Origin of the sequence: Vibrio coralliilyticus ATCC BAA-450, assembly GCF_000176135.1 — a bacterium.
Lineage (GTDB): Bacteria > Pseudomonadota > Gammaproteobacteria > Enterobacterales > Vibrionaceae > Vibrio > Vibrio coralliilyticus.
This window is the reverse complement of the sequence record NZ_ACZN01000009.1, coordinates 31,424-56,957: the sequence shown is the minus strand read 5'-3', so window position 1 is coordinate 56,957 and position 25,534 is coordinate 31,424. Positions and strand designations below refer to the sequence as shown.

Genomic DNA, 25,534 nt, shown 5'->3' with positions numbered 1-25,534 from the left:
CAGGCAATCACAACTAAATACAACCAATTATTTGAGCGTAATACTATGAAAAAAACTCTACTTTTAGCGGCAACAGCTGCACTGGTTTCAATGCCTTCACTTGCTAATGAAAACTACATTGCAGTTGAACTAGGCGCTGGCTCTTACACCACGTCTGGCCAAGATGCCAACTCAGATGTTATCAATGACGATACGGGTTTTTTAAGCCTTAAAGCTGGCCATTATTTTAGCGATAACATCCGTGCTTATGGATACCTTCAAGCTGGTGCAGAATCTACCATCGAGTACCAAAACATCTTTGGCTATACCTATGCTAAGTCTAGTATTACCACTCATGAGTTTGGTGCAGGTGCTGATTATCTTCACAACCTAACAGACAAGTTCTACCTTCTAGCTGGTGGTAACCTAGGTATTTATAACAGTACCTATGAAGTCTCTGAGTTTGGTCTTTCAAAAGACAGTACCAACACGGGTTTAGCAGCTGGCGTAAACTTAGGTATGGGTTACAACTTTACGGATAACTTTAGTATGGAACTCGGCTACCGACACAGCCGTTTCTTCGGAAACGATCACGAGGTTGGTGTAATTAAGCTGAGTGTGGATGCTTCAAACACTGGCTACCTAAACGCTAGCTACTCTTTCTAAGCTAACGTCCATCAGGTGTGGTTGGACTCTCCACACCTGAATTTCCCATCTCTATCATTTAAAATTAAACAATCTCGGTTCAAGTTCTCATTTTTAAGACATCTAATGTCACATTCAGGACTTATAAGCAACATTGATATTGCGGTAGAATTCGCGTCCTCTGTTCAATCACGACGTACTTCGATAGCACTGCATGAATCTACTTGAAAAAGCTAAATCAGAACAATGCAATATTGCTATTGCAGATCTTACCTATAATCCAATGGATAAAACTCTCCATTCCAAACAAGGAGAAATATCTCTTGAACCAAGAAACTTGGCGTTACTGGAAATTTTACTCACAAACGTTGGGAACCCAACGTCAATTGAAGAATTTATAGAGTCGGTCTGGGAAAGTCAGTACATCTCCAAAAATGTGGTCACCAACAGAATTAGCCTATTGCGGAACCTCTTCCGTGAACACTCTGAAGAAGCCGATCCATCGAAGATCATCATCACTTACCCAAAACGGGGCTATTACATTCCAGAAAGCGGTGTTCAGCTTGTAGCAAAAACATCAGACTCAAACAAAGCTCCGCAAGCAGTTAACAAGAAAGTTGAAAAAAAGCAAACAGCGCTGCGCTATTTTTCCTGGAGTTTAAATTTGATTTTGAGTGCGATCGCTGTAGTGTTCGCGATCCACACTTGGTCTCATTTTGAAGAAGATAAAAAAAGGAATACTCTGCATATCCCTCAGGTTAGGCTGCTTCTCGATAGTATCAACCATGAAGAACAGAGCTTGAACCAAACCGTACTCAAATTAAAAGCACTGATCCTGCACTCACAAAGCTGTTCTCCGTATATCCATCTATCAAATATGAGTTCGCCAACCTACTACCTACAAAGCCTAAGCGAACATGAAAACTTCCCCGGCTCAGAAGCCTTTTATGACTCAGATTACACTCTGAGCTTTAATCTGTGGGAAGATACAAACGGAGTGTTGAACTTGGAGAGCCTTCTTCACCACTCTGCTTCTGGCCGAGTCGCTTGGCGCAAAATATATCATCTTCAGCCTCCCTACTTAGCTGCGACGATTAACCAGCTTAATGTGGATTTAAGTGAGTACTTCAAGCTCCCACAGCCGATAAAGCCGTTATCTTCGAAGTTGTCTAGCCAAATTGTACCTTTATCAGAGCTGACTCTTGAACAACTGCTCTCCCGCCAGCTATCTGGGATTGAAGTACTGTTTTATACTCGAGAGTTACTTTTCACTCAGCAATCTAGCGATGGATTAAAGAGTTGGATAAAAAAGGTGAGGAAGCAAACTCCAGTGCCTCCACCAGATCTGCATATGCTGCTGGCACTCCTTACTTATCGTTCGGGTGAAGTTGAACGCAGTTTACGAATGTTGCAAAGAGAGTATGTAACCGAGATACCAGAAAATGCGCTGATCTTGTTACTGCAAGCCAACATCAACCGAAAAATAGGCAACAAGCAAATGTATGTTGCCCACTATCTCAAAGCTATTTCAGCACTCACCAGTACCATTGAGGCTGAGCGGGTACTCGATCACTACTCTAGCCCCGACAGACAGCAGTCATGCCTCGATCTTTGGCGTGAGGTACTAAAAGACGTTAAGTACATTCAGGAACCGCAGTCGGTTCTATGGCAAGGTATTGAGCAATTCTGCCAACCTTACGATTAATTATTGAGGCACAAAAAATCCACCTCGTGAGGTGGATTTTCTAATCAAACTGAGCTGCCTAGCGACCAATAAGTTCAACCATCATCTGAATATGGAGATCATCATCGTTTAAACATGGAATGAAGTTAAAGACTTCTCCTCCTTGCTCAAGAAATACGTCTCTGCATTCTTCCGAAATCTCTTCCAAAGTCTCAAGGCAGTCCGAAGAAAAGGCGGGCGTCATGATATCCAGCTTCTTGATACCTTTTTCAGGCAACTTTTCCAGGGTTTTATCCGTGTAGGGTTGCAGCCATTCTTCACGACCGAAGCGGGATTGATAGGTCATTCCAATCTGCTCTTTGTTCAAGCCTAATTCCAATCTTAATAACTCTGTGGTTGCCTCACAATGCTTGGGATATATATCCCCGTTATCTGCGTAACGCTGAGGAATACCATGGTACGAACACAGTAAATAGTCACCACGTCCTTTTTCTGCCCAAGAACGCCTTACACTCTCTGCCAACGCTTTAATGTAAGTTGGATGGTCATGATAATCGCGGAGCATTTTATACCCTGGCATCACCGGAATATTTTTAAATGCTTTGGTTAAACCATCAGAAACTGCGGCAGTGGTTGTTCCCGAGTATTGTGGGTAAAGTGGCAATACAATCACCTCTTCCACACCCTTTTCTATCAAGGATTCCATCCCAGACTGAAGACTCGGATTACCATAAGTCATGCCAAGTTCGACTGGGATATCGATCGATTTAGCCAGTTTCTCAGCTTGGCGCTTAGAGTAAACCATAAGAGGAGAGCCTTCTTCCATCCAAACACTCTCATACAACTTGGCAACTTTGGGTGAGCGAATAGGCAAAATGACGCCATGTAGGATCGGACACCATAACCAACGTGTCATATCCACAACACGTTGGTCATGCAAGAACTGGCTGAGAAAACGCTTTACTTCAGGAGCTGTAGGTGCATCTGGTGTACCTAGGTTAACCAGTAGCACACCCTGTTTTTTATTGTTTTGCATAGGACCCTGTCGACACTTTAAAAGAGGCTTTACGTTGGAAACTTCTTTATCGATCAATATGTAGCGATAAAAAAAGCGACCCATCTGGGTCGCTTCAACTATATCAAACTTTTAAATTCTGCCGTTAGCAAAATTAAGCCAGTGCTTTCTCAATATCAGCGCTAACTTCGGCAACTTGTTTAGTACCATCGAACTTAAGGTACTTGGTGTTACCTGCTGCCGCTTCTTTACCGTAGTAGTCGATAAGCGGTGCAGTTTGCTCATGATAAACACCTAGACGAGCACGAACAGTTTCTTCTTTGTCGTCATCACGCACAACCAGGTCTTCACCTGTTACGTCGTCTTTGCCTTCAACTTTCGGCGGGTTGTACACTACGTGGTAAGTACGGCCAGAAGGTAGGTGAGCACGACGACCAGCCATGCGTTCAACGATAACGTCATCAGCAACGTCAAATTCAATAACGTAATCGACATCAACGCCCATTTCTTTCAGACCATCAGCCTGAGGAATCGTGCGCGGGAAACCATCTAGTAGGAAACCTTTTTCACAGTCATCTTGAGCAATGCGCTCTTTGATTAGACCTAGGATAATTTCATCAGAAACTAGCTGACCAGCATCGATAACAGCTTTAGCTTGTTTACCAAGCTCTGTACCTGCCTTGATAGCAGCACGTAGCATGTCACCAGTAGAGATTTGCGGAACACCGTATTTTTCCATGATGAAATTTGCTTGTGTGCCTTTACCTGCACCTGGAGCACCTAGAAGAATGATGCGCATGTTGAATCCTCTTAAGATAATGATGATTTATACCGAAGCTCACTATGGTGTTCATAACAAACAACAGCCTTAGCTCACGGTAAGTTTCGGTATAACTGTTCTTTCAATTGACAATAAAACAGGCGTGCACATTACACGCCTGCTCACTTTGTTTCAAGATTGCATTCTATCACACAATCTGTTCGCGTAGCGCAGCTTACGACTAAAGAATGCTTAAACACTCACATTAAGCTGTAAACTTACGTTGTTTTATTCACGATAAGCGCAAATAAATCAAAAAGCCCGCATAATGCGAGCTTTTTGTTACCGTTTGACTATTAGCCCTTAGTCAAAAGCGAGTTGATGGCGCCTACAAATTGAGACGGGTCTTCCATCGAACCACGCTCAGCTAGCATTGCCTGACCAAGAAGCACTTCGACCCAACGACCAAACGCTTCTTCATCGGCTTCGTCTGCCATGCGTTTGACAAGCTGGTGTTCTGGGTTGATTTCGAAGATGTACTTCACTTCAGGTGCAGCCTGACCAGCGGCTTCAAGCAGCTTCGCCATTTGTGTACCCATTTCAAAATCATCGGTCACAACAACCGCTGGAGTTGAAGCTAGCTTGAACGTAGTACGTACTTCTTTTACGCGTTCGCCTAAGTAGTCCTTCGTACGTTCAACAACAGACTTAAACTCTTCTTCCGTTTCTTTCTGCTTTTCTTTTTCTTCTTCGTTCTCAAACTTGCTGAGGTCAAGGCCTGCTTTAGTGATCGACTGGAACTGCTTACCATCAAACTCTGTTAGGTAGTTCATCAACCACTCATCGATACGATCAAACATCAGAATGACTTCGATGCCTTTTGCTTTGAACTGCTCCAAGTGGGGGCTGTTCTTCGCAGCAGCGTAGCTATCTGCTGTCAGGTAGTAAATCTTGTCCTGACCTTCCTTCATACGCTCAACGTAAGAGGCTAAACCGACCGTTTGCTCCGAGGAATCCACTTCTGTAGAAGCAAAACGCAGCAAACCAGCAACTTTTTCTTTGTTGCTCATGTCTTCTGCAGGGCCCTCTTTTAGAACCAGACCAAACTCTTTCCAGAATGACTGATACTTCTCTTCGTCATTTTTCGCCATGCGCTCAAGCATCGTAAGAACACGCTTAGTACAAGCGTTGCGCAGAGATTGCGTCACTTTGTTGTCTTGTAGAATTTCACGTGACACGTTCAATGGCAGATCGTTTGAATCAATTAAGCCACGAACGAAACGCAGGTAAGAAGGCATGAATTGCTCAGCGTCGTCCATGATAAATACACGCTGAACGTACAGTTTGAGACCCGATTTGTGGTCACGGTTCATCATGTCCCAAGGCGCTTTTGCTGGGATATACAGTAAGCTGGTGTAATCGTTCTTACCTTCAACACGGTTGTGGCTCCACACCAGTGGATCAGCGAAGTCGTGAGAAACGTGTTTGTAGAACTCTTGATACTCTTCTTCAGAGATATCAGATTTGTTGCGTGTCCAAAGTGCTTGAGCTTTGTTGATTTGCTCCCACTTCTTCTCACCTGTTTCTTTACCTTCTTCGTCGCGCTCGGCAGTCTGAATGGCAACAGGGATGCCAATGTGATCCGAGTACTTGCTGATCACTTCACGCAAGCGCCACTCGTTTAGGAACTCTTTACCTTCATCGCGCATGTGAAGAACGATATCAGTACCACGAGATTCTTTTGAGATTGTCTCGATGGTGTATTCACCTTCACCAGCAGAATGCCACTGAACTGCTTCATCAGCTGACAGGCCAGCAGCACGAGTACGAACTGTTACTGCATCGGCAACTATAAATGCAGAGTAGAAACCAACACCAAACTGACCAATCAGTTGAGAGTCTTTAGATTGGTCTTCCGACAGCTTTGAGAAAAATTCGGCTGTACCTGATTTTGCAATCGTACCCAAATGCTCGATCACATCATCACGGCTCATACCAATGCCGTTATCAGAAATAGTTAGGGTATTTGACGCTTCATCAAATGAAAGTTTTACACCTAATTCAGCATCGCCTTGATATAAATTAGGATTAGATAGCGCCTGAAAACGTAACTTATCTGAAGCATCAGATGCGTTCGAAATCAGTTCACGCAAAAAGATCTCTTTATTGGAATAAAGAGAATGAATCATTAAGTGAAGTAGCTGTTTTACTTCAGATTGAAAGCCACGAGTTTCTTTGTTTTGTGTTGCTGTATCGCTCATGATAGCTCCGTAACATCTATATTTATCAAGCCTCCGCATTGTCAACGGGGGCGATACTGAGATAATCTGCAAGTTAACATGAGGGTGACAATTGTAAATTCAAGGTCAAAAATCATAAAAACAGTGTTTTTTTGATCTTATTTTGACTATTCTTGCACCTCAAAAAATCAAAAAAACTAAACGTCACCTCCCTGATATAGGGATTTTTGCGCGCATCTGATGAAATCTATACAACAATAATGGTCATATCCAATGAGTAACATAGGCACTAAGTTCAATCTTGCTAACAGATTCACTTTTGACCCCAATACGAACTCTCTGGTGGACAAATCAAACGACAATGAAGTCATTCGTCTGGGAAGCAATGAAAGTCGCATCCTTCTTTTACTGTCAGAAAAACCCAATGACATCGTATCCCGCAACGAACTGCATGACTTCGTCTGGCGAGAACAAGGCTTTGAAGTCGATGACTCCAGCCTAACTCAGGCGATTTCGACATTACGCAAGCAGCTTCAAGACTCAACCAAGTCTCCTCAATATGTCAAAACAGTACCTAAGCGCGGCTATCAACTTATTTGTAATGTAGAACGTGCAACCCCATTTATGAGTGGAGACACTTCAGTAGCGGAAGAGGAAGCACTTGAAGCAGAAGATGTTTCGGTTGAACTACCTACAGACTCTCATGTAGACGAAGTCAGCCCACTTAAGTCGACCGTTACGGAAACAAAATCAGCACCAAGCGTCGCAAAGCAAGTTAAGCCTCAATCAAGATGGGCTATGCGTATTATGTTGGTTTTGGCACTGCTTATCCCTTTGTGCGTTGTACTATTTACCAACCCTGCAGAATCAAAATTCCGCCAGGTTGCGGTTTACGATAATACTCCGGTGAAAACGCCGATTAATCATCCTGATCTCAGTGAGTGGTACCCATCAATTGAGCAATGTGTGAAACGTTACAATGCCGCTCATGCAACCGTCGCTCCCGTCGAAGTAATCGCGACTGGTGGCCAGAACAATCAGTTAGTACTGAACTACATTCATTCACTAGACAACTCTGGTGAAAACATCACCGTTCGTATTTTTGCTGAACAACAAGACCTCAGTAAAGTTTGCCAATAGGAATAACGACATGAATCAGAAAATCGCAGCTGGGTTACTTGTTCTGTCAGCTCTGTTCAGTGGCTGGCTATACTGGGGCAGTGATCTAAAAGTTGAGCAAGTGCTGACCGCGAAGGAATGGCAGTCAAAAATGGTGACAGTAATTACAGACAGCCTTCAAGAAGAGTCAGTTGGCCCGCTTCGCAAAGTAGATGTCACCTCTAACGTGAAGTACCTACCTAACGGTAGCTACATTCGAGTTGCTACTGTTCGTCTGTATGCTAACAATGCAGAAAGTGAAAACGTCATCAACATCTCTGAAACGGGCGAATGGGATATCAGTGATAACTACCTGCTGGTCTCACCTATCGAGTTCAAAGACGTTTCTTCAGCACAAAGCAAAGACTTCACTGCCGATCAGCTAAAACTCATCACTCAGATCTTTAAGATGGATGCTCAACAGAGCCGCCGAATAGACATTGTGAATGAGAAAACATTACTTCTAACGAGCTTAAGTCACGGCTCTACGGTACTTTTCTCTAACTAATTTCTACCTAAGGGGAGCATGATGCTCCCCTAATTTTATCTTACTCATCATGGATTGGATTCACTCAATTGGGCTATTGATCGGCTCATTTATCTCAAATACGCTTGCTTCCTTGTCTGGCGGGGGTGCTGGACTTTTGCAATTCCCGTTGCTCATTTTCTTCGGCCTACCATTTTCCGTTGCGCTTGCAACTCACAAGGTCGCCAGCGTCGCGCTTGGTATTGGTGCAGCTTTCACGCACATTAAGCAAAAAACGATAGACTTCAAAGTCGCTCTGTATGTGATTACGGTAGGCAGTATCGGCGTCATCATCGGCGCCAATATCGTGTTGATGATTCCCGAGAAGCTGGCCGAAACGTTATTGGGGCTGATGATTCTAGCTATCGGTATCTACTCTCGCTTCAAACGACAATTGGGCCAGCAAGAACTTCCAACCAATCGTCATACGCTAGGTTGGATATTCGGCGGGCTGGGCCTGATTCTAATTGGGATAATGAATGGCTCTCTCACGGCGGGCTCTGGGCTATTAGTGACTATCTTCTTAGTTCGCTGGTTTGGTTATAGCTATAAGCAGGCTGTCGCGTTAACAATGATTTGCGTCGGGCTATTTTGGAACGGTATTGGCGGTGCTGCGGTGGCACAAGCAGGCGCCCCAATTTACTGGCCATGGCTACCTATTTTATTGCTCGGTTCCTTCCTTGGCGGAGGACTAGGAGCTTACCTGAGCACTCGTTATAGTAATCAGGTTATTAAGGTTTGTTTTGAATTGCTGACCTTTGCGGTCGGCATCAAGTTATTACTGTGAGTGTTTATGGACAAAGCAAAAATCGATATTTATTACTGTCGCCAATGCAATTGGATGTTGCGATCTACATGGTTATCTCAGGAGCTGCTACATACTTTCAGTGAAGAGCTCGAAACCGTCTCCTTGCATCCCGATACAGGCGGTCGTTTTGAGATTCATTGCAATGGTCTTCTTATTTGGGAAAGAAAGCGTGATGGTGGCTTCCCAGAAGCGAAAGTACTGAAACAGAAAGTCCGAGATATCATAGATCCAGAAAGGGACCTTGGCCATTCTGATACTAAGTAAAAAATGCCCGTTTTAGCGGGCATTTTTTATAGTTGAATCGAGGCTAGCACCTGATTATCGAAGGTCACCACTTTTAGCTCTCCTTCTTCATAGACACCGAAACTAGGTTCAAAACCATTACGTGGGAACGTCACTGAGCCTGGGTTAAAGATGACTTGTTCCCCTTGCCACTGCGCAGCAGGCACATGGGTATGACCATGTGTAATCACGTCCCCACGCTTTAAAGGAGGACGTTTGTCCGTGTTATACAGATGACCATGAGTAACAAACAAGCGATGGCCGCTCTCGAGCAACACCCATGCGTAATCCATCATCATAGGAAAAGAGAGCAGCATCTGATCAACTTCGCTGTCACAATTACCTCTAACAGCAATAATCTTCTGCGCATATTGATTGAGTCGTTCCGCGACTGCTGGAGGGTTGTAACCTTCTGGTACCGGATTGCGCGGCCCGTGATTAAGAATATCGCCCAATAAAACTATAGTCTCAGCGCCAGATTGGTCGAACTGCGCAAGTACTTTCTCGGTTGCAGGCAAACTGCCATGCAAGTCTGAGGCAAAAAACAATTTCATGACATCATTTCCTCAAAATAACTGAGGCTATTTTACGGACTCAACGATGTTTAGTCATCTCTCGCCATGCCATTAATCACAATATTGTTGTAGCTTACCATCCCTATAACCTGACCATCTTCAATCACAGGAGCTCGACTGATACCAAAGCGTTCGAATAAACGAGCGCAGTATTTCACATTCATATCAGGATCCACCGATAATGCTGGTTTTGTCATAATCTCATAAATATTGATCCGATCAGGCGAGCGATTCTTTGCCAGCACTTTTTTCGCAATGTCATTCATTAGCACCAGACCGAACTCATCGTCTTCATTCCGTTTGTTCACAACCAAAGCTTTCACTTCATGGCTGCGAGCTAGCTGAATACCTTCTCTGACGGTTGTCAGGCCATCAATCATGACGTAAGTACTCGCCATCACATCACGTACACGGATTTTTTCATGACTGCTCATAATTCGTCCTCTACTACTTTGGTTAGTTTTTCCACCTGATGAGCAACGCCGACTGCATCTTCAATGTCGATCTGTACCGCTATTCCCTGCCCAGACTCCTGATCAAATTCTCCAACCTCACTGATGGTTTCAAGAATATGACGAGAAAGGTGCTCTTCGACAACGAACAGCAATACGTCTTTTTGCACTTCTAGGGTCAGACCAAAAAAGGTGCGCTTCTTATTTAGGCCTTCCCCTCTGGCGTGATTGATCACGGTAGCGCCTGTTGCACCTGCACTCCTGGCCGCATCCAGTACCGTTTCAGTTTTACTGTCTTCGACAAAAGCCAGTATCAATTTAAAGCGCATTTTCACTATCCTCCTTCGTCGACTCTTTGTTGAGCCAACGAGTGATTTGGGCATAACCCATAACAGAAATCATCGGGAACAAACTGGCAAAGGCAATCAGGCCAAAACCATCAATCATTGGGTTTCTTCCTGGAACGGTAGAAGCAAGCCCTAACCCTAAGGCGGCGACCAAAGGCACGGTGACTGTGGATGTCGTGACGCCGCCAGAATCGTAGGCCAGCGGGACAATTAACTTGGGAGCGTAAAAGGTCTGTATAACGACCACAATGTAACCAGCGATAATGTAGTAATGGATTGGATCGCCAACAACGATCCGATAACTCCCCAAAGAGATGCCAATTGCTACTCCCAACGCCACGGCGATGCGTAGGCCGTTCACACTGATAGAGCCACCCGACACTTGGTTAGCCTTAATAGCGACAGCAATCAGAGAAGGCTCAGCAATTGTCGTACTAAAGCCAATACAGAAGGCGAATAAATACACCCAGTAGTAATCCTGCCACCCAATAGCGCCCGATACGCTGGTTCTGAATTCTTGTAAAAAGGCAGGGGCCGTCAATTGGGTCGCCATCGTTTCCCCGAGTGGGAACAACGCCAGCTCTAAACCGATAAGGAACAAAGATAAACCAAGAATCACGTACCCGAACCCAAGCAATACTTTGGGTAGATTCGTTACTGGGCGGCGTAATACTGTAAACTGAAAGCCGAAAATAATAGATGCGATAGGGATGACATCGCTAATAGTGCCAAGGAAAGTGTCAACAAAGTGCGACCATTCAATCATGCCACCACCATTCCATAAACCATCACAAACATCATAGGTAACAAGGACGCAAAGGCGATTAACCCGAAACCATCTATCATCGGATTGCGACCTTTAATGGCCGATGCAAGACCAACGCCGAGAGCTGTCACCAAAGGGACTGTGATGGTTGATGTGGTCACGCCGCCAGAATCGTATGCCACACCAATAATGGCATCTGGTGCAAACATGGTCAGTACGACAACCCCGATGTATCCGCCGATAATCATGTACTGAATCGACCACCCTTTAAGAATACGGAGTACCCCAAGCATGATGGCTATCCCTACCGATAAGGCGACGGTGTAGCGCAAACCATTAGCATAGTCGTCCTTCGCCACTTCTCCAGAAGCAATCATCCCCCCTTCAGCCGCAACTTCTGCTGCTTCATCGGCTACAGCAGTGAGGGCGGGTTCAGCTACCGTGGTACCAAACCCCAAACAAAACGCGAAGATCATCAACCAGAAAACGCTGCCCTTTCTAGCAAACGCCTGTGCCATGGACTCACCAATCGGAAACAGCCCCATCTCCAACCCGAAGATAAAAAACGTCAACCCCATGACAACCAACATTAGACCGAACAATATCGATAACATATTGGGCAGCGGCTCTTGCAGCACCACCAGCTGAAAAAAAGCAATTACGGCAACAATTGGCAACAGATCCCGCATGCTGCCCAAGAACGCTTTTAGCAGCGCAGTAATTGCCTGCATAGAAACCTCTTTATCCGTGAAGTACTTGTTTATGATGACAAATGGATTGCACAGTTGATGTGACTCGCATAGCGGGATGGCCAACAAAAGTAACAAAATGTTAATTTTGTGATAATCATTAGTTTTGCATAATCAATGATCCTAATAGCTGCTAACTCGCTATAATTACTAGAATTACCATAAATACCACCTGAGTAATCTGGCATTTATGGAGGAGCAAAGGAGAGCGAAATGAAAGTACTACTCACTGGTGGCACAGGTTTTATTGGCAGGGAATTGCTGAAGCACTTCACAACGTACGAAGTCGTTCTGCTCACCCGCTCTCCCGCCAAAGCAAAAGCGGCCGTCAACCATGCTGATTTAGGTAACATCACCTACCTATCAGACTTAGAGCAGTACCATGACCTCAATGAATTCGATGCCATCGTTAATCTAGCGGGCGAGCCCATCGCTGACAAACGCTGGAATAAGAAACAAAAAGAAGCCATTTGTAAAAGCCGTTGGGCTACCACAGAAAAAATCGTTGATTTGATCCATGCGAGCACATCTCCTCCCTCTGTGTTTATAAGCGGTTCTGCAGTTGGGTACTATGGCGACCAGCAGGATCACCCCTTCGACGAAGGACTGCACGTTCATAATGAAGGGTTTCCTCATCATGTTTGCGCAAAGTGGGAGCAGATCGCTAATCGAGCTCGTTCCGAATCCACTCGAGTATGCATACTCAGAACGGGAGTCGTGCTAGGGCAAGACGGTGGAGCACTGGATAAGATGCTGCTGCCTTACAAGCTTGGCCTAGGTGGGCCAATCGGCAATGGCCGACAATACATGCCGTGGATACACATGCTGGACATGGTTCGCGGTATTGTCTATTTACTCGAGACCGAGCATGCCCATGGAGAATTCAACTTATGTGCACCTCACCCTGTGACCAACAAGCAGTTTAGCCAAACATTGGCGAAGTCACTCAAACGTCCTCACCTCTTGTTTACCCCAAAATGGGCTCTGCGTTTAGCTATGGGGGAAAGTTCAGTATTGCTGTTTGATAGTATTCGAGCTAAACCCAAAAAGCTTACGGAGCTCGGGTTTCGTTTCAGTTACTCCCGATTAGAGCCCGCTCTGAAAAATCTATTACAACATCATGAATAATCTTTTACTCTAAGCTATCTCCGTTGCGCTAGAAGAAAGGATCTCATGTCTAAATCTATACTCATCACTGGTTGCTCGACTGGTATTGGTTACGTTTGTGCGCACGCACTCAACCAAAAAGGCTATCAAGTCATTGCGTCATGTCGACATACTGATGATGTTGAACGTCTGCGCAACGAAGGGCTAACGTGTATACAGCTAGATCTGGCTGATAGCGATAGCATTTCAAGCGGCGTTAAACAGACACTAAAACTGACGAACGGCAAGCTTGATGCTCTATTTAACAATGGGGCTTATGGTCAGCCGGGTGCTTTGGAGGACCTTCCCACTCAAGCTTTAAGAGAACAATTTGAAACCAATTTCTTTGGCTGGCATCAGCTAGTATGCGAAATTTTGCCGGTTATGCGCCAGAATGGGCACGGCAGAATTGTTCAGAACAGTTCCGTTCTTGGCTTTGCAGCGATGAATATAGAGGTGCGTATAACGCTTCCAAGTTTGCGCTTGAAGGCTGGACAGACACACTTAGATTAGAACTGCATAGCAGCGACATTCACATCAGCCTAATAGAGCCGGGGCCAATTGAGACTGAATTCAGAAAAAATGCACTCCAAGCTTTTCTAAAGTGGATTGATATCAAAGACAGCGTCCATCATCAGCAATACCAAAATCAATTACAGCGATTAGAAAAGGAGTCTTCTAACAACTCCTTCGTTTTACCAGCTGAATCTTGTATTGCGCCTCTTCTACACGCATTAGAATCAGACAAACCTAAAATTCGCTACAGAGTCACCACACCAACCAAAGTGTTTGCCGTGTTAAAACGGTTACTGCCTAGCCGATTATTGGATGGTATTTTGCGACGCGCTGCTTAAAAATAAATCACCGAGTGTAATTTTTTCGTAACAATAAGACGCTAACTTACACCCTGAAGTTGTTCACTTCATGACCTCATTTAAGCGTTGCATTCGGTAAAAGACATGACATTAAACCAGTTAAACTGGCTAAGTGTGGGTGTTGCGCTAACTTTGTTTATCGTTTTATAAACACCTTCGCTTGCATTAGGCAGCAATCACACCGCTTTCACAAGCGGTGTTTTTGTATCTGCTATTCCCTTGATATCTATAGCAACCGCCCATATGTTTGTTGTATCCAACTCTTTGCAAGGAATCACCAGATGCAATCTCCTTTTATTGTGGAACTGAGCGAACAGAACTTCCGTCAAGTACTGGAAGGCTCAATGCAAACGCCCGTACTTATTCATTTCTGGGCCCCAATGAGCCAAGAAAGCACTCAAATTATTCCCGAGCTGCAAAATCTTGCTCAACAATATAATGGAGCGTTCACACTGGCATTGCTCAACTGCGAACAGGAGCAGATGATCGCAAGCCAGTTTGGTGTACAAGCTCTGCCCACCATTGCATTGTTTGTGAATGGTCAACCTGTCGATGGCTTAGGCGGTCCTCAAGAGCTCCCTGCAATTCAAGCTATGCTTGCCAAACATCTACCGAGCCAAGATGAGCTTAATCTAAAACAAGCTGTAGAATTTCTTCAATCAGGCCAGCATGCTCAGGCTTTAGCACTTCTTCAGGCATTGCCAGATGAGCTAAAACAGAAAGGCGACGTAAAGCTCGCTTTAGCAGATTGCTTACTAGAAACTCAAAGCTTTGATCAGGCTAAAGCCTTGTTAGATACCATCCCTATGGAATATCAGGACAACTACTACAAAGGCTTAGTGGCAAAACTGGAGCTACACGATCAAGCGGCGAACAGCCCTGAAATCCAGTCTCTTGAGAATACGTTGAAAGAAAATCCAGCGGATGCCAAGAACGCCGCAGAACTCGCACTGAGCTACCATCAAGTTAATCGTGACGAAGAAGCACTCGAATTACTATGGACCTTCTTACGCAGTGATTTAAATGCTCTTGATGGCGACATGAAAAAGCACTTTATGGATATTCTCGCAGCACTAGGTCAGGGAAACCCAATTGCCGCGAAGTATCGTCGACAGCTCTACTCTGTACTCTATTAACCTTCCCTCAAATCACCTTTAAAGCCGGCATGTCCGGCTTTAATTTTGCGCGAATTTAGCACTGGTTCTCATTTATGTCATTGTGCTGCCACATGAATTAAGCAACAATCGACATAATAACTTATACAAGGACTCAGATATGGCTATCGACTCTCTCATTACCATCGGCATTTTTCTCATTGTCGCTATCGCGTTCATCATGGCAGGGGTCAAGACTGTACCTCAGGGTAACCACTGGACCGTCGAACGTTTTGGCCGCTACACCCTGACTCTGAAACCAGGTTTGAACATCATCATTCCTTTTATTGACGGTATAGGTCATAAAATCAATATGATGGAGCGCGTGTTAGACATCCCCGCTCAGGAAGTCATTTCTAAAGACAATGCTAACGTCACTATTGATGCCGTCTGTTTTGTTCAAGTCGTCGATGCAGCCAAAGCCGCGTACGAAGTTAACGACCTAGAGCACGCCATTCGCAACCTGACACTGACTAATATCCGTACCGTCTTAGGCTCTATGGAGCTTGATGAGATGCTGAGTCAACGTGATATGATCAACAGCAAGTTGCTGTCTATTGTCGATGAAGCAACCAACCCTTGGGGTGTGAAAGTAACACGTATTGAAATCAAAGATGTGCAACCACCAACGGATCTAACCGCTGCCATGAATGCTCAAATGAAAGCAGAACGTAACAAGCGTGCTGAGATCTTAGAAGCTGAAGGTATCCGTCAGGCAGAAATCTTAAGAGCAGAAGGTCAGAAGCAATCTGAAATTTTGAAAGCGGAAGGTGATAAGCAAGCCGCGATACTTCAAGCAGAAGCTCGTGAACGAGCAGCTGAAGCCGAAGCGAGAGCAACAACTATGGTATCGGAAGCAATTGCCCAAGGTGACATGCAAGCTGTGAATTACTTCATTGCCCAAGGCTATACGGACGCATTACGAGCGATTGGCCAAGCCGAAAATGGCAAGATTATCATGCTACCACTTGAGGCATCAGGACTGATGGGTTCCGTGGCTGGTATCGCAGAAATGTTCAAGCATAAATCCGATCAGAATAAATAGAGGTGCTCTTGTTCGAACTACTAGATTCTCTCAATTATTGGCACTGGCTTGCCTTCGGGCTAGCTTTACTGGCTGTGGAACTGCTTGGTACTGCTGGTTACTTTCTTTGGCTGGGTTTGTCGGCTTTAATCGTAGGCCTACTACTTACTTTACTTCCGATGAGCTGGCAACTGCAGTGGATTGCTTTTAGTGTATTTTCACTCATGACAACCTGGCTATGGTGGAGACGACAATTTAAGAAGGACTCCTCCGACGACCTAAACCGAGACTTAAACCAGAAGCAGAAACAACTCATTGGCCAGACAGTTCTGGTTGAAGAAAACCTAGCGCCAGGAAAGCATCGCATAAAAGTGGGGGATACCACTTGGTCAGCGCAAACTGAACACGCGATACCCGCAGGTACACTCGTAGAAATAACTCAAGTGAACGGTATTATTCTCACTATAGAAGAAAAAAAATAATCTCTATCTCAGGCTCTTTGCTTAACAAAGAGCCTTTTTTCTTCTAGAAACACTTCCCTTGAAGTAACAAGTGATAGTATTCAAATACTTAACGCATTATTGTCTTGAATTAAGTTGCTATTTATACCGACAAATAGCATTAATCAAAATCAATCTTCTCATTTCAAACAAAATAACATTCTAACCATATCATTTAGTTATTAATTAGTTTCTCACAAAAAGTAAGAGTTATTTATTAAAGAAAATTTTAAATAACTAAACTTTTTTTTGATCTTTTATCGTTAAGCGACATACTGATAAATATCTCTTTAATGGGATCTTTAGTGAGGTGTTTATTATGAAATATTTCGTTGCGTTAGCATGTAGTCTTATTTTTAGTTTTTCGGTAGCAGCACAATCACCCGTAGGAAGCACTGCTTCGGGCCCAATAGTGAAATGTGAATTAAGCTCAGGGGTAGTTGAACGTATGCCAATAGTTATATGTGAAAATAGCGATGGTACGGTAATGAGATGAAAAAAGGAGCCTTTTCGGCTCCTTCTCTTTTTATAATTCTAGCAGTTGTTTAATGACTGCTTTTCTTTCTTCTTTCGTTGCTTTTCCATACCAGTAACCAAACATTTCTTGTTGCTTGGAATCAGTTGTAAGCGTCAGTTTGGTTGAGTTGCGATTTTCAACCGCCCAGCTCAATAGATCATCACGTTGTTCTTTTGGCGTTTGCTCAAACCAATATTGTGTCATCTCTATCGCTTTTGAAGACGAGCTGTGAGCTACAGGAGTCGCGGCAGCAACAGGAGCAGCTACCACAGCCGGATCTACATTAGAATTGGCACTGTTCACAATCGCTTCAATGTAACCTGAAGGGATAGAGAAAGTAATGTTATTAGCATTTGAAGCGGTTACATCAAATTTAAGATCTTGATACGGCTGCTGTGCGAGAAGCTGGCTAGACACTGGAAATCTGACATACTGAGTTTGAGTACATACATCACTACAGGTTTCCGCTGATGCAGCGTAAGGCTTTAGAGCAACCTCTTTATTGCTACCTTCAACCTTTACTGTTTTAAATTCGTTATAGTTTTTAAAGTACTGCAATTCCATTTTAATAAAGGAATCTGGTACATTTTTTTTCTGTGTTGGAGTTACATAATTCAACTCTAGTGATGACTTCACCAACTGACTACCATTCACTTCAAGTGCATTCGGCGTTAGTGATTTACCAACAATAATTTGATAGTTCTGTTTAGATTCAACTCGTTTTACAACATCAGTAAAATCGCTCGTTGAATCTAGTGTGGTACAACCTACCATCAATAAAGGAAGTGACGCTAAAATAATTTTCTTCATATAAACCACCCTGGAAATTACTCCGTTATATACTATTCGAATTACCCTTTATCTTCAGGCTCTACCTCTCAATACAACAAACGCTGGCCAACAAGGGCCAGCGCATTTTATTAAGAACAAATTGGAAAACTCTTAGAAACCGTACTCTAGACCAACACGAACAACAAATGTTTCTGTGTTTGTTAAACCATCTGAAGAAAGGATATCACGCTGTGCAATACGCACGTATGGTACGAAACCATTGTGAACATACATTAACTGACCAGATACAACACTATCTTCGTTGTTTGTTTTAACACCTGCAGTTTCTGAATCCATATTGGCTGCGTAACCTAGCTTGAAGCCCCATGGTCCAGTCCAGTATTGACCGATAACAGAGTATGAAGCCTGTTCCGATTTTGCACCACCTTGCTCATCAGACTCACCAGCTTTATATGCTCCAGAAATACCAAAGCCTGCAGGAAGAGACGCTTCAAAGCCGACTAGGTAACCAAACGTATCAGCCAGAGTACCAGCATCTGCATCAGTTTGACGATCCGTTTCAGTTTCCAGCGCAGCATGGAAAGTTAGGCTGTCATTCAGACGATAGTGCGCGGCTGCACCGTAGAAGTAGTTGTCTTTTACGCTTGCATCACCACGACCAGTTGCCAGATTGAAAGTGAAACCGTTGTAATCAACCGAATCGTAGCGAGCCATATCACCATGACGGTCACGGTTGTATTTAACATCACCGCCCCAGTCCCATACAGCACCTAAACCAGGGTTCGCGTAAGGCCAGTCAATTACTTCATACATAGGTGTCAGCATACGACCAAAGCGCACTTTACCCCAATCGCCTTTTAGGCCAAGGAAAGTATCACGGTTACCCAGTGATGCGCCATCGCCATTTTCACCAACGTAGCCAGATTCAATCTGCATGAAAACATTTACGTTCTCGTACATATCTTTGCTAGCACGGAAACCAATACGTGATTCGTTTTCGTAGTCATAGCCGGTACCAGTATCTTTAGTAACACCTGCTTTCGTCTCTTCAGAGTCGTAGTTTACGATCGAGATCGCTGCCACACCGTAAGCTTGGACATTGAAGTCAGAGATAATACCAACCTGAGATGATTCAGCTGCTAATGCACCTGTAGAAACCATCGCCACTGCTGCACCAAGAAGAGTGCGTTTGAACATTTTTTCCATGGAAAAACTCCTAAAAATGGATATAGCTGTTTTTGTTGTTCTCACCTTAAGTTGGCCGCCGAAGGGAGAATCATTTCCTATGACGAAAGCAAAAGATTAATCATTAATTCCTCACTTTCTAATTCTGCATACACCCGGTGTATCCATGGCTTTAAGACTAACTTCGCGACAAAAAACATCAATCAGAACTTAATTTCTAAATAAAAAAATATGACCAGCTACAAATTTTTCTAAACATAGTGATCAAGATCCACCTACCCTAATAACAATTAAGATAAAAACAAAATAATCATTAGAAATCAAAAACTTAAACATAAAAACAGATAAATTAACTTTGAAGTGACTCGCATAAAAATAATGAAAAAGGGAACTTTCTCAGTTATAAGATCTTGATCACTGCATTAATTTTGGCCTCTACAACCGTTAAAAACATCAGTATTTTTACCACAAAAAAAAACCACCCATATGGGTGGCCTTTCTACTATTGTAACTAGATTTAGATCAGATCGACTAAGTCCTGCTCTGTTTTGATTTCTATACCTAACTCTTGTGCTTTTGCTAGTTTAGAGCCTGCATTTTCACCAGCAAATAAAATGTCTGTTTTTTTGCTCACACTACCCGTTACTTTCGCACCTAGCGCCTGCAGTGCAGATTTCGCATCATTTCTAGATAACTGTGACAAGGAGCCCGTAAGAACCACCGTTTTTCCAGCTAACGGCTGGGGAGTGTCTTCACTCTGCTCTTCAATCTCAGGCCATTCTATCCCTTGGTCGAGAAGATCTTGGATGACTTGTTGGTTTTTATCCTGTGCAAAGAAAGCAATAACATGGCTCGCAACAATGTCACCAATATCAGAGACCTCAATGAGCTGTTCGTGATTAGCAGCTTTTACTGCATCCAGAGTTTTAAAGTACTGAGCGAGATTCGCTGCTGTGGCTTCGCCAACTTCCCGAATGCCAAGGGAGTAGAGGAATCGAGGCAGTGTTGTCAACTTAGCCTGGTTTAATGCATCAACAACATTCTGCGCCGATTTCGGGCCCATACGATCTAGGACAGTTATTACCCCTGCAGATAGTTTGAATAAGTCTGCTGGTGTTTCGACCATCTCACGATCCACTAGCTGTTCAATCACCTTTTCTCCGAGTCCATCAACATCAAGAGCTTTGCGCGACACGAAGTGTTTAAGAGCTTCCTTACGTTGCGCCTGACACACTAAACCGCCAGAGCAACGAGCAACCGCTTCACCTTCAATACGTTCCACTTCTGAGCTACACACAGGGCACCGCTCAGGGAATACGATGTCGCGAGCATTACCTGGTCGACGCTCTTCAATCACAGAAACAATTTGTGGAATCACATCTCCTGCACGACGAATGATCACGCTATCACCAACTTTCACGCCAAGGCGTTCAATTTCATCCGCATTGTGTAAAGTTGCGTTACTTACTGTCACACCGCCAACAAACACGGGTTCCAGTTTGGCAACAGGTGTAATCGCTCCAGTCCGTCCGACTTGGAACTCAACATCATTAAGCAAGGTGATCTCTTCTTGCGCAGGAAACTTGTAAGCAATCGCCCATCGTGGTGCTCTAGCAACAAAGCCTAATTGTTCTTGTAATGCAATATCGTCGACTTTAATCACAACCCCATCGATTTCATACGGTAAAGCTTCTCGGCGCTCTAGTATATCTTGATAGTAGGCTTTTACTTCGGTCAAATTAGCAACTCGACGAGTTTCAGGACACATTGGCAGCCCCCAGCCTTTCAGTTGCAGAAAGCGCTCATAGTGGCTTTCAGACAATGCAATTCCTTCCACAACACCAACGCTGTATGCGTAGAAGCTAAGAGGACGTGTGGCCGTAATACGGGAATCCAACTGACGCAGACTTCCTGCTGCTGCGTTACGTGGGTTGACAAAGACTTTCTCACCCTTTTTCTGGGCTTGTTGGTTCAATTTGTCGAAGCCTTCTTTTGGCATAAAGACTTCACCACGTACCTCAATACGTTGCGGCCAACCTTGACCACTCAACTTCAGCGGGATCGATTTGATAGTACGAACATTCTCAGTAATGTTCTCACCAGTAGTACCGTCGCCACGAGTAGCAGCCTGAACTAAGATGCCATTTTCATACAATAAGCTTACGGCTAAGCCATCTAGCTTAGGTTCACAACAAAAGACATTGAATTCTGCTGTTGGAATACGATCAGACATGCGCTTGTGAAAACTTTCTAACTCTTCGTCATCGAAAGCGTTGTCCAGAGACAGCATCGGAATTTCGTGCGTCACTGACTGAAATCCGTCAAGCGGTTGCCCGCCGACTCGCTGACTTGGAGAATCAATACTCACCAAATCTGGATGCTCTGCCTCAAGTTCCAATAACTCACGCATCAGACGATCATATTCCGCATCAGGAACCTCTGGATTGTCTTCTACATAGTACTTGACTCCGTGGTAATGGAGCGTTTCGCGTAATTGATTGAGTCTTTCTTGAATCTCTTGTGACATAAATAACTCTGTACTTAATCGTTTTAACGACCGATATCATATCGATGTCGGGATATAATTTGCAGGAGTATGAACAGGCTTTGTCTGGTTCGCAACTATACTTTGTTCAAAAAAGAAAGGCTCCGGATTCGGAGCCTTGAATGAATTATGGGTAGCTTACGCAGATTCTGCTGTTTTAAAACTCTGAATTTGCGCTCGGTAAGCATCCAGACGATTTGGCGTCATTAAGTTACGAGCGTCATCGAGTACGTTTGCGCCTAAATCATCTGCAATCTGCTGAGCTGTTTTTAGCATCAACTTAAAGTTCTGCTCTGGGTCACCATAACAAGGTAGCGTCATAAAGAATGAAATACCTTTGGTTGTAAACTCTGCTGGGTCTGCATGCTCAAGCGTACCAGGTTGCATCATATTAGCAACGCTAAACAGCACCTTGCCTGTTCCGGATAGATCTGAATGACGATGGAATATGTCCATTTCTCCATAAAGCAGGCCATTTTGCTGCATGCTATCAAACAACTTAGTTCCAACAAACGGCTCGCTTCCAGCACAATGGACGTTAAGCACAATCACTTGCATTTCCGGCTCAGCAACGGTGGCTTCAGGCTCAACTGGCTCGTTGATTCCCGGCAAAGGTTCTGTGTCTTCTGGCTCTGAGGCTACAACTGTTTCCACGCTCGCTTCAATCTCATCCAGCGCTTTGGTAGAAATTGATGGCACGTCTAGATCAGGCTCTTCGATTACCTTTTGCTCAACTTTCTCAGAAGGCAACTCAGGCTGAGATTGAGGCTCAAGAGCAACGTCTGGCTCAACATAACCATCGATCAATGGATCGGCTGTGAGTTTCTCTTCAGCGAAATCGGGTTCTTTGCGCTCTTTACGAATGATTTCAAAATCGTCTTCAGGTGCAAATGCACGTTCTGGCATCGCCTCAGGATCATCCTCTTTATCGGCATCCAATTTACGAAGAGGCTTACTGCCAAACTTGGCCTTTCCTTCTTTTTTGCTTGTCCATAAACCGTGGAACAATAGCGCTGCTATTGCTAAAGCTCCGACAATTATGAGTACAAATCGCAATTCCTGCATTTTTCGCTCTCAAATTACTCGATATACCTAGTCCGTAAACCAACTTATCGAATTTGGTTAAACCTTTCTATAAGTAACTCTACCAAAACTCTCCCCTGTTTTAGAACAACTTAATGTGAGAAGTTCACGCAATGTTGTGATTTTGAACACGCTTTTTTCTTGTTAAGATAAAAAGCGTTCGATTTTACACCACCAACAGTCAGGGCTTATGAATTCAAACATACAACAACGATCCGGTTTTGGTTACTTCTTCTACGGACTTGAACTCGCAGTCAAGCCCGGTATCCGTCAATTTGTTCTGCTTCCTTTATTAGCAAATGTCTTGCTTGTGGGTGGTGCGCTGTTTTATCTGTTTTCACACTTAGATGTTTGGATAGAGCAGTTAATGGGGCAACTACCCGGATTTCTTTCCTGGTTAAGTTACATATTGTGGCCTTTGCTGGTCCTGACCATACTTGCCACCTTCTCCTACTTCTTTAGTACGCTGGCTAATTTCGTTGCCGCACCATTTAACGGTCTATTGGCCGAAAAAGTAGAAGAGCATCTGACAGGTAAAGCCGTTAACGACGATGGGATGTTAGCCGTAGTCAAAGACACTCCTCGTATTCTTGCTCGCGAATGGAAAAAGCTACTTTATGTTTTGCCAAAAGCTATCGGCCTGTTCATTTTGCTTTTGATTCCCGCTTTGGGTCAGACGCTTGGGCCAATTCTTTGGTTTGGGTTCACCGCTTGGATGCTGGCCGTTCAGTATTGCGATTACCCTTTTGACAATCACAAAGTGCCATTTAACGAAATGCGTAACAGTTTGAAACAAAAACAAGGCAAGGCTTACAGCTTTGGAGCGTTGGTGGCCATCTTTACTACCATCCCGATCTTAAACCTTATCGTGATGCCCGTTGCAGTCTGTGGTGCGACAGCCATTTGGGTTGCTGAGTTCAAACGTTGAGTAACAAATAGTGCATGTTAGATGAATAACATGCACTTCATCCCATTCTAATAAGTTATAACTTTTTAATCCTTCTCTAGAATTTTTAGCTAGCCTACTCTTCTATCCACGAACTCTATAATGAGCACACATATTACCAGCTAATCGCTCTCGTTTTTTCAGAGACAAATTAGCTTTTAACAGATGAAGGATCACGACATGAGCAAAATCTACGAAGATAACTCTCTTACCATCGGCAACACACCACTGGTACGCCTGAACAAGGTCAGTAAAGGTAAAGTATTGGCGAAAATTGAAGCTCGTAACCCAAGCTTCAGTGTTAAATGCCGTATCGGTGCCAACATGATTTGGGAAGCTGAAAAAGCTGGTACGTTGAAACCAGGCGTAGAGCTTGTTGAACCAACCAGTGGTAATACAGGTATTGCTCTTGCATTCGTTGCAGCTGCTCGTGGTTACAAACTTACATTAACGATGCCCGAGTCTATGAGCCTAGAACGCCGTAAACTGCTAAAAGCGCTAGGTGCAAACCTTGAGCTGACAGAAGCAGCAAAAGGCATGAAGGGCGCAATCGCTAAAGCAGAAGAAATTGTTGCGGCTAACCCAGACAAATATCTACTTCTTCAGCAATTCAACAACCCAGCCAACCCTCAGATTCACGAAAAAACCACAGGTCCTGAGATCTGGGAAGCAACTGATGGCGAAGTTGACGTATTCGTTGCTGGTGTGGGTACAGGCGGTACTATTACAGGTACAAGCCGATACATTAAGGGTGAGAAAGGTAAGAACATTGTTTCTGTTGCCGTGGAGCCAGCAGAATCACCTGTCATTGCACAGGCACTTGCAGGCGAAGAAATCCAACCTGCACCACACAAAATTCAAGGTATCGGCGCTGGCTTCATCCCTGGTAACTTAGATTTAGAGCTTTTGGACCGTGTTGAGTCAGTCACTTCTGAAGAAGCTATCGAAATGGCACGTAGACTGATGGAAGAGGAAGGTATTCTAGCAGGTATCTCTTCTGGCGCGGCTGTTGTCGCTGCTAATAGACTGGCAGAACTACCTGAATTTGAAGGAAAAACTATCGTAACCGTACTTCCTAGTTCAGGTGAGCGTTACTTAAGTACAGCGCTGTTTGCGGGCATCTTTACAGAGAAAGAGAACCAACAGTAATTCGTTGCCAAATCAATTTTTAGTCTAAAAAAGCCCCTTTATGGGGCTTTTTTGTTGATCCCTGCCTCACCTTTGGTAATATCAGGGCAGTTTTATTTTTAGCTTCAAAATAAAAGCTAAATAAGAATTTATCCCAGTGATGATATCCAGCACAGATTGGAATCATGACTGGAAAATTTGCAATCAGTATCGACTATGACACTAAATGAATATTGTGTATTTGGCACAAAGCGACATTCGGGGTTAAGCTGAATCTGATTTAGAAACTATCAAAATATAAATCAATTGGGGTATATAACATGTACGAGAAGCAAGTAGAAATCACTGCAGAAAACGGTCTTCACACTCGTCCAGCTGCACAGTTTGTTAAAGAAGCAAAAGGCTTTGATGCAGACATCACTGTGACTTCTAACGGTAAAAGCGCTAGCGCGAAAAGCCTGTTCAAACTTCAAACTCTTGGCCTAGTAAAAGGTACGCAGGTTACTATCTCAGCTGAGGGCCCTCAAGCTCAACAAGCTGTTGACCACCTAGTTGCTCTAATGGATCAACTACACTAATCCGGTCTCCTATTTTCAAAGCCATTTTGTGAAAGCAAAATGGCTTTGTTGGAAATAGGCCAAGATTTAAGCTAC

At 44.0% G+C, this 25,534-nt stretch carries 25 protein-coding genes and 1 pseudogene; 14 read left to right on the top strand and 12 right to left on the bottom strand.

Annotation, left to right across the window (positions count from 1 at the left end; translation table 11 throughout):
* Positions 1-45: 45 nt before the first annotated feature.
* Both VIC_RS01600 and VIC_RS01595 read left to right on the top strand, forming a co-directional pair.
* Positions 46-645 (top strand): outer membrane protein, encoded by a 600-nt coding sequence (locus tag VIC_RS01600; RefSeq protein ID WP_006957394.1) that lies wholly within the window; start codon positions 46-48, stop codon positions 643-645.
* A 193-nt stretch (positions 646-838) separates the two neighbouring features.
* Entirely contained in the window at positions 839-2,329 is a 1,491-nt protein-coding gene (locus VIC_RS01595; protein ID WP_006957393.1) for a winged helix-turn-helix domain-containing protein, read from the top strand.
* A gap of 58 nt (positions 2,330-2,387) precedes the next feature.
* On the opposite strand, the gene hemH is transcribed toward VIC_RS01595, so the two are convergent.
* The 3 genes from hemH to htpG form a co-directional block, all read right to left on the bottom strand.
* Positions 2,388-3,344 (bottom strand): ferrochelatase, encoded by a 957-nt coding sequence (gene hemH, locus VIC_RS01590; protein ID WP_006957392.1) that lies wholly within the window; start codon positions 3,342-3,344, stop codon positions 2,388-2,390.
* A gap of 133 nt (positions 3,345-3,477) precedes the next feature.
* Complete coding sequence (gene adk, locus VIC_RS01585) at positions 3,478-4,122, bottom strand: adenylate kinase (RefSeq protein WP_006957391.1); 645 nt, start codon at positions 4,120-4,122, stop codon at positions 3,478-3,480.
* Positions 4,123-4,439: 317 nt separating this feature from the next.
* A complete protein-coding gene (gene htpG / locus VIC_RS01580; protein ID WP_006957390.1) occupies positions 4,440-6,344 on the bottom strand; it encodes a molecular chaperone HtpG in 1,905 nt (634 codons plus the stop codon).
* 252 nt (positions 6,345-6,596) lie between these two features.
* On the opposite strand from htpG, the gene VIC_RS01575 reads away from it, so the two are divergent.
* From VIC_RS01575 to VIC_RS01560, 4 genes are read left to right on the top strand one after another with little or no spacing between them, the layout of a single operon-like run.
* Positions 6,597-7,463, top strand: a complete 867-nt coding sequence (locus VIC_RS01575; protein WP_038510058.1) for a winged helix-turn-helix domain-containing protein — start codon at positions 6,597-6,599, stop codon at positions 7,461-7,463.
* Positions 7,464-7,473: 10 nt separating this feature from the next.
* On the top strand, positions 7,474-7,989 hold the full coding sequence (locus tag VIC_RS01570) for a regulatory protein ToxS (protein ID WP_006957388.1): 516 nt from the start codon (positions 7,474-7,476) through the stop codon (positions 7,987-7,989).
* 49 nt (positions 7,990-8,038) lie between these two features.
* Positions 8,039-8,794: a sulfite exporter TauE/SafE family protein gene (locus VIC_RS01565; protein ID WP_039951157.1), complete on the top strand. Its 756-nt coding sequence runs from the start codon at positions 8,039-8,041 to the stop codon at positions 8,792-8,794.
* A gap of 6 nt (positions 8,795-8,800) precedes the next feature.
* Positions 8,801-9,079 (top strand): Rdx family protein, encoded by a 279-nt coding sequence (locus tag VIC_RS01560; protein WP_006957386.1) that lies wholly within the window; start codon positions 8,801-8,803, stop codon positions 9,077-9,079.
* Positions 9,080-9,105: 26 nt separating this feature from the next.
* Here VIC_RS01560 and yfcE read toward each other — a convergent pair whose 3' ends face one another.
* Genes yfcE through VIC_RS01535 form a run of 5 tightly spaced genes read right to left on the bottom strand, consistent with a single transcriptional unit; the run spans position 9,106 to position 11,968 of the window.
* On the bottom strand, positions 9,106-9,651 hold the full coding sequence (gene yfcE / locus VIC_RS01555; RefSeq protein ID WP_006957385.1) for a phosphodiesterase: 546 nt from the start codon (positions 9,649-9,651) through the stop codon (positions 9,106-9,108).
* A 50-nt stretch (positions 9,652-9,701) separates the two neighbouring features.
* Positions 9,702-10,106 carry a CBS domain-containing protein gene (locus VIC_RS01550; protein ID WP_006957384.1) on the bottom strand — a complete coding sequence of 135 codons (405 nt, stop codon included), beginning with the start codon at positions 10,104-10,106 and terminating at the stop codon, positions 9,702-9,704.
* On the bottom strand, positions 10,103-10,453 hold the full coding sequence (locus tag VIC_RS01545) for a P-II family nitrogen regulator (RefSeq protein ID WP_006957383.1): 351 nt from the start codon (positions 10,451-10,453) through the stop codon (positions 10,103-10,105). The genes VIC_RS01550 and VIC_RS01545 overlap by 4 nt, the downstream gene beginning before the upstream one ends.
* Complete coding sequence (locus tag VIC_RS01540) at positions 10,443-11,237, bottom strand: DUF1538 domain-containing protein (protein WP_039951155.1); 795 nt, start codon at positions 11,235-11,237, stop codon at positions 10,443-10,445. Before VIC_RS01540 ends, VIC_RS01545 begins: the two co-directional genes overlap by 11 nt.
* Positions 11,234-11,968 carry a DUF1538 domain-containing protein gene (locus VIC_RS01535; protein ID WP_021457029.1) on the bottom strand — a complete coding sequence of 245 codons (735 nt, stop codon included), beginning with the start codon at positions 11,966-11,968 and terminating at the stop codon, positions 11,234-11,236. Before VIC_RS01535 ends, VIC_RS01540 begins: the two co-directional genes overlap by 4 nt.
* A 231-nt stretch (positions 11,969-12,199) precedes the next feature.
* Between VIC_RS01535 and VIC_RS01530 the strand changes: the two genes are divergently transcribed.
* The 5 genes and pseudogenes from VIC_RS01530 (at position 12,200) to VIC_RS01510 (ending at position 16,667) form a co-directional block, all read left to right on the top strand.
* A complete protein-coding gene (locus VIC_RS01530; protein ID WP_006957382.1) occupies positions 12,200-13,114 on the top strand; it encodes a TIGR01777 family oxidoreductase in 915 nt (304 codons plus the stop codon).
* A 45-nt stretch (positions 13,115-13,159) separates the two neighbouring features.
* Positions 13,160-13,986, top strand: a pseudogene (locus VIC_RS01525) (SDR family oxidoreductase).
* A 302-nt stretch (positions 13,987-14,288) separates the two neighbouring features.
* A complete protein-coding gene (locus tag VIC_RS01520) occupies positions 14,289-15,143 on the top strand; it encodes a co-chaperone YbbN (protein ID WP_006957380.1) in 855 nt (284 codons plus the stop codon).
* Positions 15,144-15,282: 139 nt separating this feature from the next.
* Positions 15,283-16,206 carry an SPFH domain-containing protein gene (locus VIC_RS01515; RefSeq protein WP_006957379.1) on the top strand — a complete coding sequence of 308 codons (924 nt, stop codon included), beginning with the start codon at positions 15,283-15,285 and terminating at the stop codon, positions 16,204-16,206.
* An 8-nt stretch (positions 16,207-16,214) separates the two neighbouring features.
* Positions 16,215-16,667 (top strand): NfeD family protein, encoded by a 453-nt coding sequence (locus VIC_RS01510; RefSeq protein WP_006957378.1) that lies wholly within the window; start codon positions 16,215-16,217, stop codon positions 16,665-16,667.
* Positions 16,668-17,211: 544 nt separating this feature from the next.
* On the opposite strand, the gene VIC_RS01505 is transcribed toward VIC_RS01510, so the two are convergent.
* From VIC_RS01505 to zipA, 4 genes are all read right to left on the bottom strand, one after another.
* On the bottom strand, positions 17,212-18,012 hold the full coding sequence (locus tag VIC_RS01505; RefSeq protein WP_006957377.1) for a hypothetical protein: 801 nt from the start codon (positions 18,010-18,012) through the stop codon (positions 17,212-17,214).
* Between the two features lie 132 nt (positions 18,013-18,144).
* The gene (locus VIC_RS01500) at positions 18,145-19,200 is read right to left on the bottom strand and encodes a porin (RefSeq protein WP_006957376.1); all 1,056 of its coding nucleotides are present in this window, start codon (positions 19,198-19,200) and stop codon (positions 18,145-18,147) included.
* A 496-nt stretch (positions 19,201-19,696) separates the two neighbouring features.
* Positions 19,697-21,706, bottom strand: coding sequence for an NAD-dependent DNA ligase LigA (gene ligA, locus VIC_RS01495; protein ID WP_006957375.1), 2,010 nt, complete (start codon positions 21,704-21,706; stop codon positions 19,697-19,699).
* Between the two features lie 156 nt (positions 21,707-21,862).
* Positions 21,863-22,789, bottom strand: coding sequence for a cell division protein ZipA (gene zipA / locus VIC_RS01490; RefSeq protein WP_006957374.1), 927 nt, complete (start codon positions 22,787-22,789; stop codon positions 21,863-21,865).
* Between the two features lie 208 nt (positions 22,790-22,997).
* On the opposite strand from zipA, the gene cysZ reads away from it, so the two are divergent.
* From cysZ to VIC_RS01475, 3 genes are all read left to right on the top strand, one after another.
* Positions 22,998-23,735 carry a sulfate transporter CysZ gene (cysZ, locus tag VIC_RS01485; protein WP_006957373.1) on the top strand — a complete coding sequence of 246 codons (738 nt, stop codon included), beginning with the start codon at positions 22,998-23,000 and terminating at the stop codon, positions 23,733-23,735.
* Between the two features lie 198 nt (positions 23,736-23,933).
* Entirely contained in the window at positions 23,934-24,902 is a 969-nt protein-coding gene (cysK, locus tag VIC_RS01480) for a cysteine synthase A (protein WP_006957372.1), read from the top strand.
* Positions 24,903-25,201: 299 nt separating this feature from the next.
* Positions 25,202-25,459: an HPr family phosphocarrier protein gene (locus tag VIC_RS01475; RefSeq protein ID WP_006957371.1), complete on the top strand. Its 258-nt coding sequence runs from the start codon at positions 25,202-25,204 to the stop codon at positions 25,457-25,459.
* Positions 25,460-25,534 lie beyond the last annotated feature (75 nt).

Excerpts from the sequence above, each read along its gene's own strand:
- VIC_RS01600 (WP_006957394.1), top strand. The coding sequence starts at position 46 with ATGAAAAAAACTCTACTTTTAGCGGCAACAGCTGCACTGGTTTCAATG.
- VIC_RS01595 (WP_006957393.1), top strand. The coding sequence starts at position 839 with ATGAATCTACTTGAAAAAGCTAAATCAGAACAATGCAATATTGCTATT.
- hemH (WP_006957392.1), bottom strand. The coding sequence starts at position 3,344 with ATGCAAAACAATAAAAAACAGGGTGTGCTACTGGTTAACCTAGGTACA.
- adk (WP_006957391.1), bottom strand. The coding sequence starts at position 4,122 with ATGCGCATCATTCTTCTAGGTGCTCCAGGTGCAGGTAAAGGCACACAA.
- htpG (WP_006957390.1), bottom strand. The coding sequence starts at position 6,344 with ATGAGCGATACAGCAACACAAAACAAAGAAACTCGTGGCTTTCAATCT.
- VIC_RS01575 (WP_038510058.1), top strand. The coding sequence starts at position 6,597 with ATGAGTAACATAGGCACTAAGTTCAATCTTGCTAACAGATTCACTTTT.
- VIC_RS01570 (WP_006957388.1), top strand. The coding sequence starts at position 7,474 with ATGAATCAGAAAATCGCAGCTGGGTTACTTGTTCTGTCAGCTCTGTTC.
- VIC_RS01565 (WP_039951157.1), top strand. The coding sequence starts at position 8,039 with ATGGATTGGATTCACTCAATTGGGCTATTGATCGGCTCATTTATCTCA.
- VIC_RS01560 (WP_006957386.1), top strand. The coding sequence starts at position 8,801 with ATGGACAAAGCAAAAATCGATATTTATTACTGTCGCCAATGCAATTGG.
- yfcE (WP_006957385.1), bottom strand. The coding sequence starts at position 9,651 with ATGAAATTGTTTTTTGCCTCAGACTTGCATGGCAGTTTGCCTGCAACC.
- VIC_RS01550 (WP_006957384.1), bottom strand. The coding sequence starts at position 10,106 with ATGAGCAGTCATGAAAAAATCCGTGTACGTGATGTGATGGCGAGTACT.
- VIC_RS01545 (WP_006957383.1), bottom strand. The coding sequence starts at position 10,453 with ATGCGCTTTAAATTGATACTGGCTTTTGTCGAAGACAGTAAAACTGAA.
- VIC_RS01540 (WP_039951155.1), bottom strand. The coding sequence starts at position 11,237 with ATGATTGAATGGTCGCACTTTGTTGACACTTTCCTTGGCACTATTAGC.
- VIC_RS01535 (WP_021457029.1), bottom strand. The coding sequence starts at position 11,968 with ATGCAGGCAATTACTGCGCTGCTAAAAGCGTTCTTGGGCAGCATGCGG.
- VIC_RS01530 (WP_006957382.1), top strand. The coding sequence starts at position 12,200 with ATGAAAGTACTACTCACTGGTGGCACAGGTTTTATTGGCAGGGAATTG.
- VIC_RS01520 (WP_006957380.1), top strand. The coding sequence starts at position 14,289 with ATGCAATCTCCTTTTATTGTGGAACTGAGCGAACAGAACTTCCGTCAA.
- VIC_RS01515 (WP_006957379.1), top strand. The coding sequence starts at position 15,283 with ATGGCTATCGACTCTCTCATTACCATCGGCATTTTTCTCATTGTCGCT.
- VIC_RS01505 (WP_006957377.1), bottom strand. The coding sequence starts at position 18,012 with ATGAAGAAAATTATTTTAGCGTCACTTCCTTTATTGATGGTAGGTTGT.
- VIC_RS01500 (WP_006957376.1), bottom strand. The coding sequence starts at position 19,200 with ATGGAAAAAATGTTCAAACGCACTCTTCTTGGTGCAGCAGTGGCGATG.
- ligA (WP_006957375.1), bottom strand. The coding sequence starts at position 21,706 with ATGTCACAAGAGATTCAAGAAAGACTCAATCAATTACGCGAAACGCTC.
- zipA (WP_006957374.1), bottom strand. The coding sequence starts at position 22,789 with ATGCAGGAATTGCGATTTGTACTCATAATTGTCGGAGCTTTAGCAATA.
- cysZ (WP_006957373.1), top strand. The coding sequence starts at position 22,998 with ATGAATTCAAACATACAACAACGATCCGGTTTTGGTTACTTCTTCTAC.
- cysK (WP_006957372.1), top strand. The coding sequence starts at position 23,934 with ATGAGCAAAATCTACGAAGATAACTCTCTTACCATCGGCAACACACCA.
- VIC_RS01475 (WP_006957371.1), top strand. The coding sequence starts at position 25,202 with ATGTACGAGAAGCAAGTAGAAATCACTGCAGAAAACGGTCTTCACACT.